The sequence below is a fragment of the Microbacterium sp. GXF7504 genome (genome assembly GCF_054798235.1).
On sequence record NZ_JBSJZI010000001.1, the window covers coordinates 286,121 to 300,455 of the forward strand.

Here is a 14,335-nt window from a genome sequence, read left to right on the forward strand (position 1 = left end):
GTTCCTCGGCGGCGGCTCCTCCGTCCGTGACCAGCACGTCGAGACCGCCCGGGTGAAGGGCTACCGCGACGCGATGACCGAGGCGGGGCTGGCCGAGGAGATCCGGCAGCTCCCGGCGCAGTTGTCGATGCCCGACGGCTACGCCGCCGCGGTCGACCTGCTGAGCGACGCGAGACACCGCCCCACGGCGGTGGTCGCCGCCTGCGACGAGGTCGCGATCGGTGCCATGGTCGCCGCCCGGCGCCTCGGCATCCAGGTGCCGTCGGGGCTCAGCATCATCGGGATCGACGACCACGAGTACGCCGACATGTTCGCGCTCACCACGATGCAGCAGGTGCCGCGGGAGCAGGGCGTGCACGCCGTCGACCTGCTGGTGCAGCAGATCGAGGACCCGGACGCGCCGGCGGTCGACGTCATCATCAAACCGCGACTCATCGTCCGCAGCTCGACGGCGCCGATCGGCCGGGGCGCGGTGCCCCGCATCGACGGCGTCGCCTGACCCCCGCCCTCGCGCCGCCCTCGCGCCGCCGTCGCCCCCGCTCTCACCCTCGCCTTCGCCGAGCCACCCCTCTTTCTGCGACCCACCCCCTTTCCTGCGGCAGAAAGAGGGGTGGGTCGCAGAAAAGGGGGTGGCTCGGCGGCGTCAGGCGCAGGGCGCCGGGCCGCGCGTGAGGCGGCAGGCCGGGGGTCAGGCCTGCTGTCGCCGACGGATGCCGACCCGGATCGCCGCGCCCGAGCCGAGCAGGAGCAGCGCCGCGAGCGAGGCGATGCCCGCCGCGTCGAGGCCACCGCCGGTCGCCGCCAGCGTCCGAATCGTCACCTGCTGCCAGCCGATGACGGCGCCGTCGGGTCCGACGACGACGAGCCGGTGCGAACCGGTGACGTCGTCGGGCAGCCGCACGGTGATGTTCCCCTGGGCATCGACCTGGTGCTGTCCGAGGAACACCGGGTCGGAGTACAGCCACACCGAGACCCACTGGCCGCTGAACTGCACGCCCACGTTGATCGTGATCGTGCCGCCCGCCACGAGCTGGCCCGAGATCACCTGGATGAGGTCGCGCAGCGCCGCGATGAGCGCGGAGACCGGGGCCGGCTGCGGCTGTGCGATCGGCGGCACGGGCTGCTCCCCGCCCGGCTGGCCGCCGTCGCCGGGGACGCCGCCGCCGGGCGCCTGCACGGTGACCGGCACGCGCACGGTCGTGCCGCTCTCGGATGCGGTGAGCACCACCTCGACGTCGCCGGAGACGCCGTCGGGGATCGTGAGCTCGACGTCCGCGGCGCCGTCCGTCACCGGGATCGGCGGGTACACGGTGTCGCCGATCCGCGCCTCGAGCGTAGTGTTGCGGGGTGCGCCGAGCGAGGTGAGGTCGAGCCCGGAGACGGAGAACGAGATCGTCCCGCCGGCGCTCGCCGTCTCCGGCGCGCCGGTCACGGCCACGCCGCGGTTGGCGTAGTCGGGGCTGATCGGCGAGCGGTCGGTGAGGAACGCGATCCATGCGTCGCGGTCGACGAGGCCGGAGTCGCGGGTGTCGGTGCCCTCGGCGAGCGTCGAGAAGTTGTCGCCGCCGGTGAGCAGGAAGTTGAACGAACCGATGCGGTACGCCCCGGCGGGGTCGATCGGCTCGCCGTCGATCCAGATGCCGGTGATGCGCGAGCCGCGGGGAGCGGTCGGGTCGGACGTGTAGGTCACGTTCGACGAGACGCCGAGCTGCAGATAGGGGCGCGACGAGCCGTCGGGCTGCCACTGCTCCTCGAGCACGTCCTTGAACTGGGCGCCGGTGATCGTCGTCGTCCAGAGGTTGTTGACGAAGGGCAGCACGGCGTTCGCCTCGGCGTAGGTGATGACGCCGTCGTCGCCGTACAGCAGTTCCGCACGCAGGCCGCCGGGGTTCACGAGACCGATCTCGGCGCCGCCGCGGGCAGGGTCGGACAGCGACGCGACGAGCGAGTCGGCGACGAGGTTGCCGAGCGTGGACGGCGCCGAGCGGTCGTCGCGCCCCTGCGGCACGCCGTCGCCGTCGTCCGGCACGGTGTATCCCGCATCCGTGTAGGTGCCGCCGGTGAACGCGGTCGTGATGTCGCCCGTCACCGAACCCACGGGCGTGCCGCCGACCTCCGCCGCCTCCGCGAGCGCCGCCTCGACGATGCCGGCGACCTCCGCGACACGGGGGTAGGAGGCGATGAGCGCCTCGTCGTCGACGTCGGTGCGGGGCACGTTCCGCGCCTCGTACGAGCGGACGTCGCCGGTGGCGGCGTCGAGCTGCAGCACGACCTGCCCGATGTTCTCGCCGTAGTTGCCGGTCTGCACGATCGGACGGGTGCGGTCGGTGCCGGCGACGGGGCCGTCCCACACGTACTGCTTGTGCGTGTGGCCGGTGAAGATCGCGTCGACCTCCGGGGCGGTGTCGGTGACGATCCGCGCGAACGCGCCGCCGAGGGCGAGTTCGTCGTCGAGGTCGTGCGTCTCGGACGCGCTGTCGACGGCACCCTCGTGGTACTCGGCGATGAGCACGTCGGCCTCGCCGTTGGCGGGGTCGCCGTCGGTGAGGGCGGCGGCCACACGGTTCACCGCGGCGACCGGGTCGCCGAAGTCGATGTCGGCGATGCCGTCGGGCGAGACGAGCGTGGCGGTCTCCTCGCTGACGGCGCCGATGACGGCGACCGTCAGCCCGTCCGCCTCGAGCGTCGTGTATTCGGGCAGGGCCGGGTCGGTCGTGCCCTTCGCGTAGACGTTCGCGCCGAGGTAGGGGAAGTCCGCGAGGTCCGACACGCGGCCCTGCAGGTCGTCGAGCCCCTGGTCGAACTCGTGGTTGCCGACGGCGGATGCGGCCAGCCCGAGCGCGTTCAGCACCTCGATCGTGGGCTGGTCGCCCGCGACGGCGGATGCGAACAGCGACGCGCCGATGTTGTCGCCGTCGGAGAGGAACAGCGACCTGTCGTCGCCGTACTCCGCCCGCAGCTGCTCGATCGTCCCGGCGAAGGCGACGGTGTTCCCGTCGATGCGGCCGTGGAAGTCGTTGATGTTCAGCAGGTTCAGCGGCACGGTGTCGTCCGCCGCATCCGGCAGGTCGAGTCCGACGACGATCGGGTCGTGGTCGCTGGAGCGGTAGGGCGAGGTGTCGTAGAGATCGAGCACGTTCGCGTTGTACCGGCTGTACTCCAGCGCGATGGACTCGCCGGAGTTCACGTTCCAGATGTCGGCACCGGTGACGCGGGCGTCGGCGGCGGGGCTGGCGAGGATGTGGTCGAGCGAGCCGACCGCGCCGTCGTACGCGTACGTGTACTTCCCGGTCTTCGCGCCCTGGTCGACGTAGCCCGCGTCCCGCAGCACCCGGATGGGGTCCTCCTGGGTGTAGGCGTTGAAGTCGCCCATGAGGAAGGCGAGGTCGGTGCCGAGCTCGTCCTGCAGCCGGGCCGAGAAGTCGACGAGCGCCGTGGCTTGCGCGACGCGGGACGAATTCGAGGCACCCTGGCCGTCGCCGGTGTCCGCATCGGCGCCGGTGCCGGAACCCTTCGACTTGAAGTGGTTGACGATCGCGAGGAACACGCCCTCGTCGTCCTCGGCGCCCGCCGGCTGGAAGGCCTGCGCGAGCGGGTACCGAGCGTTGTCGAAGGCCGGGTCCTCGTCGATGACGCCCTCCCCCACCGGGGTCACCGCCGCCTGGCGGTAGATGAAGGCGGTGCGGATGACGTCCTCGTCGGCGGGGACGGCCGCGGGCGAGGGTGCATACGCCCACTCCTCGGTGCCGAGCGCGTCGTTCAGCGCGTCGACGAGGGTGGCCACGGCAGCATCCCGGTCCTTGCCGGCGATGCGGGAGTTCTCGATCTCCTCGAGCGAGACGACGTCGGCGTCGAGGGCGTTGATCGCCGCGACGATCTTGGCCTCCTGGCGGGCGAGGTTCGCCTCGTCGGCGGCACCCCGGACGCCCGGTCCGCCGGTGCAGGTGTTCACCGTGATCGGGTTGCCTTGGCGGTCGGTGTAGAAGGAGCAGTTCGCACCGGCGGCGACCGCGTCGGCGCCGGTCGTCGCGAAGTAGTTCAGCACGTTGAAGGACGCGAGCCGCACGTCGCCGCCGACGTCGGCGGGGCCTGCGGTGCGGGTGTTCCCGAACGTGACCGGCTGCACGTCGCCGGCGTTGTCGGCGGTGAGCTGCTGCACGGGCTGGAGGTTCCAACCGTCGTTGCGGTAGTCGAGCACGACGGGGCGCGTGAAGGTGACGGGGGCGCCGACCCGGACGGGGGCGTCGAGGCTCAGGTACGGCAGCGGGATGCCGGTGTTCGCGGCCGAGGCGAAGTTCAGCGTCGCACCGTCGTCGAGCACGATGGCGCGGGCGGCGGCATCCGCGACGGCTGCGTCGTACTCGGCGGTGCCGGGGCGGGCGATCTCGGTGGGGGTGAGGAGCGGCGTGCCGCCGGCGGCCAGGCCGATGGCGCCGTAGCGGTTGGCGTCGTAGGTGTCGGTGACGGTGAACTCGCCCTGAGGTGCGAGCAGCATCCCCTCGAGCGCTTCGCGGGCGGCCTCGTCGGCGGGCCAGCCGGTCTGGGTGGCGGGCACCTCGGCGGCGGGTTCGTCGAGCACGGTCACACCGGCTGCCGTGGGGCTCAGCTGGGTCATGCCGCGGTACTCGGAGACGGGGCCGGTGACCTCGACGTGGTCGCCGATCGTCACCTTCGCGACCGCCGTCGACCCGTAGACGAACACGGCGTCGGAAGCGCCGGGAGTGGCGTCCTCGGTGCCGCCGGTCCCGGGAGTCTGGAGGTAGAAGCCGTTCATGCCGCCGGAGGGATATGCCGCGGTGACGACGCCGCGGGTGGTGACGGTCTGCCCGGCGAGCGGGCTGGTGTCGCCGGTGCCCTGGATCTCGGCGATCGCGGTCACGCCGGGCGGGGTGGCCGGCTCCTCCGGGTCGGTGGGCTCCGGGTCGGACGGCTCCGGGTCGGAGGGTGCGGGCTCCTCGGGGTCGACCGGCGCGGCCCCGGCCGAGGCCTGCGGGGTCACCGTGGTGGTGACCGTGACGTCGGCGGCGTTGTCGTCGGTGTCGACGAAGTCGGTGCGCACGAGCGAGTTGCCCCCTCCGGCGGGAGAGGCGGCCGGTGCGGTCTCCGACGTGTCGGCCGCGCCGTAGCCGATGAGGTCGACGATGCCCGGCACGTCGACGGCGGACGGCAGCGGCGGGGTCACGCGCTCGGTGGTGTCGGCGAGCCACAGCACACCGTCGGACCCGGACGGCGTGATCGAGGACCCGGTGAGGTCGGCCGTCACCGGCAGCGGCTGCTGCCCGCTCGAGCTGCCGGGCAGTGCCACGAGGAAGTAGTCCCCCGCGTCGATCGCGCCCGAGAGCGCCTGCACACCGATGTTCGTGCCGGTGGCCGACTTGTACTGCAGCGACCATCCGTCGAGGGACTGCGCCGCATCCCCTGCGTTGTACAGCTCGACGAACCGCTGCGTGTACAGCGCCCCGGCGCTCCCGTTCACGTACGCCTCGTTGATGACGACGTCGGAGCCGCTGTCCGCGTGCGCCGGGAGGGGGACGAGCAGGCCGGCGATGAGGGCGGTGCCGATGCCGACGGCGGAACGGTGGCGCAGGCGCGAGGACGCAGCGGACATGAGTCTCCTGAGGATTCCGGGGGTTGGAATGCTCCGAGGCTATGGGGCCACCGGCCTCCGATCATGAGCCGACGGTGACGGACGTGTGAACATCGCAGGAGATTTCTCTCATCCGGGTGCCATGGACGTCCCCGGATGCGGGAAGACCCCCGGACGCCGAGGCGTCCGGGGGTCTTCGAGACCTGAAGGGTCTTACTTGAGGGTGACGGTCGCGCCGGCAGCCTCGAGGTCGGCCTTCGCCTTCTCGGCGGTCTCCTTGTTGGCGCCCTCGAGGACGGCCTTCGGAGCACCGTCGACGACGGCCTTGGCCTCACCCAGGCCGAGCGAGGTGAGCTCGCGGACGACCTTGATGACCTGGATCTTCTTGTCGCCGGCAGCCTCGAGGATGACGTCGAACGAGTCCTTCTCCTCCTCGGCGGCCGCGTCGCCGGCACCGCCGGCGGCACCTGCGACGGCCACGGGGGCGGCAGCGGTGACGTCGAACTTCTCCTCGAACGCCTTCACGAACTCGCTGAGCTCGACGAGGGTCAGGCCGGCAAACTGCTCGAGCAGCTCCTCAGTGGTGAGCTTCGCCATGATGTATCTCCTAGATAGTGGGGGTTGTGGTGAAGAGAACGCCGGTCGCTTACGCGGCCTCTGCGGTCTCCAGCTTTTCGCGAAGCGCGTCGATGGTGGCGGCAGCCTTGCCCATCGTCGCCTTCATCATGCCCGCGGCCTTCGCCAGCAGAACCTCACGGCTCTCGAGCGAGGCGTACTTGTTGACCTCGTCGGCACTCAGGGCGTTGCCCTCGAAGATGCCGCCCTTGATCACGAGAAGCGGGTTGGCCTTGGCGAAGTCACGCAGGGCCTTCGCGGTGGCGACGAAGTCGCCGTGCACGAACGCGACGGCCGACGGACCCTTGAGGTCCTCGTCCAGCGCCGTGATCCCCGCGTTGTTCGCGGCGATCTTGGTCAGCGTGTTCTTCACCACGGCGTACTGCGCGTCCTGACGGATGCTGTTGCGCAGCTCCTTGAGCTGGGCAACCGTCAGACCGCGGTACTCGGTCAGCAGGACGGCGTTCGAGTTCTCGAAGTTCTTCGTGAGCTCGGCGACCGATGCATCCTTCTGCGCCATGGTCACTCCTTGATGTGTACGAGGCGCTCCGCGGTGGCGGGGCGCCGGCCTCGACCGCACCCTGGAATGACGAGAGCTCCGGCGCATGCGCACGGAGCTCTGGATTCCCGGACCGGGAGGACTTCGTACACCTGCGCGGGCCCCTGCATCGCAGAGCTTCGATCGTCTCGCATTCGTACGCGCGACGATGACCAGCGGTCTTCGGCTTCCCTCCACTGTACCGCGCCCGGGCGCGTCGCCCAAATCGGGTCAGGCGAGCGGCGCCCGGAGGGGGTAGTCCTGGTCTTCGAGGATGACCTGCGCGGCGAGCCCGTTCGTGCGGTTGACGACCACCGGTGCCATGAGGTTCAGGCTCGGCCCCTCCGCGGCGGGGTGCACGACGACGAGCACCATGGCGTCGTCGGGCGAGGGCAGCTGCAGATCGGCCGCCTGCTCGTCGGTGAGCACCGGCGCGTATCCGTCCATGACCGTCGCCGGATCGAGCAGGTACAGCCGCAGCCCGGCGTCCTCGACGGCACGGAGCGAGAAGAGGCCCTCGGTGCCCTCGACCGGATTCAGCGCGAAGTCGGTGTGCGGCGCGAGACCGGGAGGCGACTGCACGAAGGTCAGCACCGCCGTCACTGGAGGAACTCCATGAGCGAGGGCTGCAGCACGCGGCCGGTGACGGCGAGGGCGGAGCGGTAGACGAGCTCCTGCGCCTGCAGCTGCACGAGCACCTCGACCGCGTCGACGTCCTCGACCGCTGCGCGGCGGGACTCCAGCGAAACGGATGCACTCACGGTGGCCTCCTTGGCCCGCTCGAGCTGATTCTGCCGTGCGCCGACGGCGCCCTGGACGGAGAGCATAGCGGTGCGCCGGTCGTCGATCGCGCCCAGGTGCGACCCGACGTTCACGCCCGCACGGAGGTCGGCGACGATGGTGTCGAGCAGGGCGAAGACGGACTGGTCGCCGTCGCCGAACACGGCGGCGCCGTCCGCATCCACCCGCACGGTGACGCCGTCGCCGATGCGGCGGTTCACCTCGGCGCCGGGCACACCGGTGAAGGAGAGGTCGGCGGCGAAGGCCGAACCCGCGTCGGTCGTGCCGGCGAAGACGAGGCGGTCCTGGACACGGGTGTTCGCGTCGGAGAGCAGTGCGGAGCGGATGCCTTCGAGCTCGACCGCGATGGCCTCGCGCGCGGTCTCGCTGAGCGCACCGTCGTTCGCGCCCTGCACCGTGAGGTCGCGGGCGCGGGAGAGGAGCGAGGTCGCCGAGGTGATGGCGCTGTCGATCGTGGTGACCCAGGCGAGGCCGTCGTCGATGTTCCGGGCGTACTGCTCGGTGCGGCGCTGATCGGCGTGCAGTCCCAGCGCGGTCGCGGCGGCGGCCGGATCGGCCGACGGGGTGGCGAAGGCGCGCTGCGAGGTCGCCTGCTCCTGCAGCTTGGCGAGCCGGCCCATGTTCGACTGCAGGTGACGCAGCGCGTTGTCCGCCATGGCGGACCCGGTCACACGGGAGATCATCGGTTTCCTCCAGTCATCGGCCGACGAGGCCCATGCGGTTGATGACGGTGTCGAGCGCCTCGTCCACGGCGGTGACGACGCGTGCGGCGGCCTGGTACGCGGCCTGGTACGTGACGAGGTTCACGGTCTCCTCGTCGCCGTCGACCGCGGCCACCGACTGCTGCGCGGCGACGGCGGTGACAGTCGTCGTCTCGGCGAGGCGGGCGCGCTGCACGTCACCGGCGGTCGCGACCGCGAAGGCGGAGACGCGCTGGGTCCACAGCCGGTCGGGCGAGCCCGCACCGCTGCCGAGCTGCGAGATGGCGTCGGCGTTCGTCGCGTCCTGCGCGCCGGCGCCGGGGGCGGCGAGTGCGAGCTCCTCCGCGCCGCCGACCGCGACCTGCAGGCCGAGGGCGGCGGGGCCGGTCGGCGCGAGCGTGAAGAAGTCGCCGCCGGGCGTCCCGGTCGCGGTGGCGCCGGCGCGGTGCGCGAGGTTGACGGCGCCGGCGAGCGTGGTGGCGACGGCGTCGATGGATGCGGCGAGTTCGGCGAGGGTGCCGCCGTCCGAGGCGGGGGCGAGCACCGAGAGCTGCCCGCCGAGCTCCCCCTGCGAGACGGTGACGGCGGCGCCCGAGTCGGCCCAGCGGATCGCGACCCGCTCGCCGGCCTCGAGGCTCTCGGCACCCGATGCCGTGATGGTGCGTGCGCGGTCGCCGGACACCAGCGCGTTGCCGTCGAGGCGGAGGGTCATGGTGCCGTCGGCCTCGAGCCCCGCGGTGACGCCGGCGCTGTAGGCGAGGGTCTGCGCGAGCACGGCGCGCTGGTCGATGAGTTCGTTCGCGGAGCGGCCGGCAGACAGCGCGTCGCGGATGTCGCGGTTCAGGGCGGCGACCTGTTCCGCGGCCGCGTTCACGTCGGTGATCGTGCGGTCGACCGTCTCGCGGGTCTGCGACCACTGCGTGGCGACGCTGCGGTAGGCGGTGGCGAGGTGCGCGGCGACCTCGCGGCCTGACTCGATGACGACCGCGGCCGCGGCACCGGAGGTGGGCTGGTTCGCGAGATCCTGCCAGCTGTTCCAGAACACCGAGAGGCGGGCGGCGAGACCGTCCTCCGTGGGCTCTGCGAGCGCGGCCTCCGCGGTGGTCGCGGCCAGTGCCCGCACCGAGGTGTGCCCGGCGGCGGCGAGGCTGTCGCGCACCCGCGCGTCGAGCACCTGGTCGCCCAGGCGAGCGACGCCGGTGACGGCGACCCCCTGGCCGGGTGCCGCACCGACGCTGAAGCGCCCCTGGGTCGCGGCGGCCGCCACCGCCTCGGTCGTCACCCGCTGCCGGGTGTACCCCTCGGTGGTCTGGTTGACGATGTTCTGCCCGACGACGTCCATGGCGCGTCGTGCGGCGGCGAGGCCGGATGCGGCGGTCTGGAGTCCGCTGAAAGTCGACATGGTCCCCTGCTCACATGCTCGTGTCGATGATGCGGGCGGAGTCGTCCGACGCCTTGCCGCCTCGTGTCGTGTACTCGCCGGTGTCGATGCCGAGCCCGGCGATGGTCTCCTGGGTCGCGCGCAGGACGGTGCGCAGCTGTTGCTCGCTCGTGTCGCGCAGGTGCGCGATCTCGCTCGTCACCTGCGTGAGAGCGCGGAAGTGCTCGGCGAAGATCTCCCGCCACGGCCCCTCCGGCGCGCCGTCGATCAGTTCGCGCAGGGTCGCGGTCTCGTCGAGGCCCCATTCCTCGGCGACCGCGGCCGCGGCGACGACGCGCGAGACACCCGTCCCCTGCAGGCGGCTCAGTACTTCCTCGATCTCGCGGGATGCGTGGTGGATCCAGCGGGAACGGCCTGCTGCGAGGAGCAGTTCCTGCTCCTCGAGTTTGAACAGCAGCAGCTCGAGCAGCTCTCGCTCTCGCCACAGCTGCACCGACAGCTCATTCGGGCCCATCCGGCTCTCCGCCCCATTTCTCGAAACCCCCCCAAAAGGGGGACACGAAAACACTATCGACGGCCGTCCGCGTGTGGTTATGTGAGAACTGGATGAGGACTTCCTGAGAGCTTTACAAGAAATGTCAATGCGTCCCAGCGGCCCTCATCCACCCATCTCGGAGCCGAGAACCCCAGACCAGGCAGAGAGAAACAGGCAGATCCGCATGACGAGCCGCACGGACCGAAACCGCCTCATCGAGGAGAACCTCCCGCTTGTGGGATTCCTGGCGGCCGACGTCCATGCGCGAGCCACGCATCTCGCCCACGAGGACCTCGCCGCGGTCGGCGCCCTCGCCCTCGTCCAGGCGGCGGACGCCTTCGACCCGAGCCTGGGCGTCCCGTTCGGCGCGTACGCGCGCCGGCGCATCCTCGGCGCGTTCGCCGACGAGATGCGCTCGCTGGACTGGGCGAGCCGCGGCATCCGCAAGCGCATCAAGGAGACCACCGCGGTGCGCGACACCCTCACGGCGGCCCTCGGCCGCACCCCGTCGGTCCGCGAGATCGCGACGACCATGGGCGTGCCGGAGGAGCAGGTGACCGAGGCCCTCACGGATGCCGCCCGCACCGTCACCACGATCGACGACCCGACGGCGCGCGAGACGCCGTCGGCGATGGAGCTGCCGGAGGAGACGGCCGAGGCCGCCGAGCGCCGCCGCATCCTCGCCGCCGCGGTCGACGCGCTCCCGTCGCGGATGCGGCTCATCGTCAAGGCGGTCTACGTCGACGAGCGTCCGGTGAAGGAGGTCGCCGAGCAGCTCGGCGTGTCGCACTCGGCCGTGTCGCAGCAGCGGTCGGAGGCGATCCGGCTGATGCGCGACGCGCTGGAGACGTTCTTCGGCGAGGGCGCTGCGCCGCCCGCGACCTCGCGCGCCTCGGTCGCCGTGCGCACCGCGTTCCTCGAGCGCGTCGCCGACGCGCTCGGGCGGGAGCTCCCCGCCGTCCGCACCGAGCGGGCGGCGGAATTCGCGATCTCCGGCTAACGCGCCGGTTCCGACTGCCGATAGCAGTCACACGAAGCCCACGGACGGGCTTCGGCACCACCCAGTCACGGAGGAGAACACCATGGGTATGCAGATCAACACCAACGTGTCGGCGCTCAACGCCTACCGCAACCTGTCGTCCACGCAGAACGACCTGTCGAAGTCCCTCGAGAAGCTCTCGAGCGGTCTCCGCATCAACCGCGCTGCCGACGACGCCGCGGGTCTCGCGATCTCCGAGGGCCTGCGTTCGCAGGTCAACGGCCTGAACGTGGCGGCCCGCAACGCCCAGGACGGCATCTCGGTCATCCAGACCGCGGAAGGCGCCCTGACCGAGGTCCACTCCATCCTGCAGCGCATGCGCGACCTGTCGGTGCAGGCCGGGAACGACTCGAACAACGCAGAGTCGCGCGCGGCGATCCAGACTGAGATCGTCGGGCTTGCCTCAGAGCTGAACCGCATCGGGACCAACACCCAGTTCAACGGCATCAACCTGATGGACGGATCGGAGATGTCGTTCCAGGTCGGCGCCAACGGGAACACCACCGACGACCTGTCAAACACCATCAAGGTCAAGCTCGCCGATCTTGCGGATGACATTGTCACCGTGGCTGTTCTTACGGACACCGGCGCCGACCTGACGGCTGCCGCGATCGACGTCACTGCGGTCGGGGGCGCGGCTCTCGCCATCGAAGCAATCGACACCGCGATTGAGAAGATCTCGACGTCACGTGCCAGCCTCGGTGCCTCGCAGAACCGTCTCGAGTCGACGATCAACTCGCTCGCCGTGTCGGCGGAGAACCTGGCTGCGGCCGAGTCCCGCATCCGCGACACCGACATGGCGTCCGAGATGGTCAAGTACACCGCCTCGAACATCCTGTCGCAGGCCGGTACCGCGATGCTCGCCCAGGCCAACCAGGCCAACCAGGGCATCCTGCAGCTCCTGCGCTGAGCCGCATCCCGCGACGCCCTGCCGGGAGGCCACCCGCCTCCCGGCAGGGCTCACCCGCACCACCGACGGAAGGACTCGGCATGGGTCTCACGCTCCCCGGTCTCGCCTCGAACCTCGACACGGCCGCGATCATCAACGCGCTCATGGACGTCCAGGCCATCCCGCGCACGCTGCTGTCGAACAAGATCGACGACAAGAAGTTCGTCGTCACGCAGCTGCAGTCGCTGAACACCTCGGTGCAGAACCTGGCCACCGCGGCGAAGAAGCTCAGCGGCGCAGATGCACTCAACCAGCTCACCGCGCGCGCCTCGTCCGACGCGGTCACCGTCTCGACCACCGCGAGCGCCGGCGCCGTCCGTGCCGACATCGTCGTCGACCGGCTCGCCCAGCACCACACGGTCGTCACCGCCGCCCTCGCCGCCTGGCCCGACGAGCCGCCCGTGCTCACGCTCGAGAACGCCGCCGGCGAGCGCCTCGAACTCTCCCCCGCGTCCTCCTCCCTGCAGGACATCGCCCGCGCCGTCAACGACGCCGGCTTCGGCGTCACTGCGACGGTCGTCTCCGCCGGCGTCGACGGGCTCGGCACCCCGGTCTCCCGCATCCAGTTCACCGCCACCGAATCCGGGACCGCGGGCTCGTTCCGCGTCTTCCGCGGTGACGAGGCGGCGGTCGCCGCCGCAACCGCGACCGACATCGCCGCAGAACCCGGTGCCGCGGTCGTCGCGACCGGCACCGACGCACAGGTGCGCCTCTGGGCCGGCACCGCCGCCGAGCAGGTCGTCACCTCCTCCGCCAACACGTTCACGAACCTGTTCCAGGGCGTCGACGTGACGGTCGCGAAGGTCTCGGCCGAGCCGGTCACCGTCACCGTCGCCCCCGACACCACCGCGAAGACGAAGACCGTGAACGACTTCGTCACGCAGATCGCGACGCTCCTGTCGAACATCAAGAAGGGCTCGACCGCGACCCCCGCGACGGCGACGGGTGAGACCACGACACTGGGGGTCTTCAGCGGCGACACCACCGTGCGCGCGCTCCGCCAGGCGCTCGAGCAGGCGGTGCAGTATCCCGTCGACGGCGTCTCCCCGTCATCGATCGGCATCTCCATCGACCGCTACGGCGTGCTCTCGTTCGACAGCGCGAAGTTCGCGTCGGCGCTGGAGGACGACCCCGCCGCCGCCGACGCGCTGTTCGGCGCGGTCGCCGGCCGGGTCGAGGCCGTCGCCGTGCAGTACTCCGACAAGTACGACGGCCTCCTCACCTCCCGCATCACCGGGCAGGAGAGCGAGCTGCGCACGCTCGGCACGCAGATGGACGCCTGGGACCTGCGCCTCTCCCAGCGTCGAGCCACCCTCGAGGCCACCTACGCACGGATGGAGACCATGCTCTCGCAGCTCAACTCGCAGTCGTCGTACCTCGAATCGCAGCTGTCCGCCCTCACGACCTCGAGCGACTCGTGAACGCCGCCGCCGCCCTCCGCGCCCAGCAGCGCTACCGCGACGACGCCGTCCTCTCGGCGACACCGGAGCGCCTCGTCACGATGCTCTACGACCGGATGCTGCTCGACATCGAGCGCGGCGAGGCCGCGCAGCGCGCCGGCGACTGGGCCGAGGCGAACCGCCAGCTCCAGCACGCGCAGGCGATCGTCGCCGAGCTGCAGTCCTCGCTCACCGACGCGTGGTCGGGCAGCGCCGACCTCCGCGCGCTCTACGCGTTCCTCACCGCGACCCTCATCCGTGCGAACCTCAGCCACGACGCCGACGCCACCCACACCTGCGCCGAGCTCGTCGCGCCCCTGCGCGACGCCTGGCACGCCGCCGCGGCACAGCTGGCCCCGGCAGCGGCGGCGACCGTCGCCATCGCCGGATGAGCACCGAACGCGCCCGCGCCGAGTGGGAGCGGCTGCTCGACGCCTTCACTGCGGCCGCCGCGGCCGACGCCGTCCCGGCCGCCTGGACCGAGCCGTCGTCGCCCATGCCGCCCGAACTCGCCGAGCGCGCCCGCGAGGTGCTCGCGAAGACCCGCGCGCGCATCGTCGCGACGCAGGCGGAGATGGATGCGGTCGCCGACCGCCTCGGCGCGCTCGACCGGCAGCAGCACGCCGACGCGAGTCCCGTCTACCTCGACGTCACGGGTTGACCTAACGCGGAGGAGGAACCTCCCGATAGTGCCTATGCGAGCAGGGATCGCTCGACGAACCGGCCAGGGATGGGCCATCAGCACCTCTT

At 71.4% G+C, this 14,335-nt stretch carries 13 protein-coding genes; 6 read left to right on the plus strand and 7 right to left on the minus strand.

Going from position 1 to position 14,335, the window contains the following annotated elements; translation table 11 throughout:
* Window positions 1-499: substrate-binding domain-containing protein (locus ACWAUO_RS01380; RefSeq protein WP_460772420.1), on the plus strand; the 499-nt coding region annotated here is incomplete at its 5' end.
* Between the two features lie 189 nt (window positions 500-688).
* Here the strand turns inward: ACWAUO_RS01380 and ACWAUO_RS01385 are convergent.
* From ACWAUO_RS01385 to flgN, 7 genes are all read right to left on the minus strand, one after another.
* A complete protein-coding gene (locus tag ACWAUO_RS01385) occupies window positions 689-5,608 on the minus strand; it encodes an ExeM/NucH family extracellular endonuclease (RefSeq protein ID WP_460772421.1) in 4,920 nt (1,639 codons plus the stop codon).
* A gap of 192 nt (window positions 5,609-5,800) precedes the next feature.
* Window positions 5,801-6,184 carry a 50S ribosomal protein L7/L12 gene (gene rplL / locus ACWAUO_RS01390; protein ID WP_460772423.1) on the minus strand — a complete coding sequence of 128 codons (384 nt, stop codon included), beginning with the start codon at window positions 6,182-6,184 and terminating at the stop codon, window positions 5,801-5,803.
* 49 nt (window positions 6,185-6,233) lie between these two features.
* The gene (rplJ, locus tag ACWAUO_RS01395; RefSeq protein ID WP_460772425.1) at window positions 6,234-6,722 is read right to left on the minus strand and encodes a 50S ribosomal protein L10; all 489 of its coding nucleotides are present in this window, start codon (window positions 6,720-6,722) and stop codon (window positions 6,234-6,236) included.
* Between the two features lie 249 nt (window positions 6,723-6,971).
* Window positions 6,972-7,334: a flagellar assembly protein FliW gene (gene fliW, locus ACWAUO_RS01400; RefSeq protein WP_460772427.1), complete on the minus strand. Its 363-nt coding sequence runs from the start codon at window positions 7,332-7,334 to the stop codon at window positions 6,972-6,974.
* A gap of 5 nt (window positions 7,335-7,339) precedes the next feature.
* The gene (gene flgL / locus ACWAUO_RS01405; RefSeq protein WP_460772429.1) at window positions 7,340-8,224 is read right to left on the minus strand and encodes a flagellar hook-associated protein FlgL; all 885 of its coding nucleotides are present in this window, start codon (window positions 8,222-8,224) and stop codon (window positions 7,340-7,342) included.
* Window positions 8,225-8,237: 13 nt separating this feature from the next.
* Window positions 8,238-9,644: a flagellar hook-associated protein FlgK gene (gene flgK, locus ACWAUO_RS01410; RefSeq protein WP_460772430.1), complete on the minus strand. Its 1,407-nt coding sequence runs from the start codon at window positions 9,642-9,644 to the stop codon at window positions 8,238-8,240.
* 10 nt (window positions 9,645-9,654) lie between these two features.
* Window positions 9,655-10,137 carry a flagellar export chaperone FlgN gene (gene flgN / locus ACWAUO_RS01415; RefSeq protein WP_460772432.1) on the minus strand — a complete coding sequence of 161 codons (483 nt, stop codon included), beginning with the start codon at window positions 10,135-10,137 and terminating at the stop codon, window positions 9,655-9,657.
* A gap of 205 nt (window positions 10,138-10,342) precedes the next feature.
* On the opposite strand from flgN, the gene ACWAUO_RS01420 reads away from it, so the two are divergent.
* The 5 genes from ACWAUO_RS01420 (at window position 10,343) to ACWAUO_RS01440 (ending at window position 14,246) form a co-directional block, all read left to right on the plus strand.
* Window positions 10,343-11,158: a sigma-70 family RNA polymerase sigma factor gene (locus ACWAUO_RS01420; protein ID WP_460772433.1), complete on the plus strand. Its 816-nt coding sequence runs from the start codon at window positions 10,343-10,345 to the stop codon at window positions 11,156-11,158.
* Between the two features lie 82 nt (window positions 11,159-11,240).
* Window positions 11,241-12,107 carry a flagellin N-terminal helical domain-containing protein gene (locus ACWAUO_RS01425; RefSeq protein WP_460772434.1) on the plus strand — a complete coding sequence of 289 codons (867 nt, stop codon included), beginning with the start codon at window positions 11,241-11,243 and terminating at the stop codon, window positions 12,105-12,107.
* Between the two features lie 80 nt (window positions 12,108-12,187).
* Window positions 12,188-13,567: a flagellar filament capping protein FliD gene (gene fliD / locus ACWAUO_RS01430; RefSeq protein WP_460772436.1), complete on the plus strand. Its 1,380-nt coding sequence runs from the start codon at window positions 12,188-12,190 to the stop codon at window positions 13,565-13,567.
* Window positions 13,564-13,977: a flagellar export chaperone FliS gene (fliS, locus tag ACWAUO_RS01435; protein ID WP_460772437.1), complete on the plus strand. Its 414-nt coding sequence runs from the start codon at window positions 13,564-13,566 to the stop codon at window positions 13,975-13,977. The genes fliD and fliS overlap by 4 nt, the downstream gene beginning before the upstream one ends.
* Window positions 13,974-14,246 carry a hypothetical protein gene (locus tag ACWAUO_RS01440; protein WP_460772439.1) on the plus strand — a complete coding sequence of 91 codons (273 nt, stop codon included), beginning with the start codon at window positions 13,974-13,976 and terminating at the stop codon, window positions 14,244-14,246. The genes fliS and ACWAUO_RS01440 overlap by 4 nt, the downstream gene beginning before the upstream one ends.
* Window positions 14,247-14,335 lie beyond the last annotated feature (89 nt).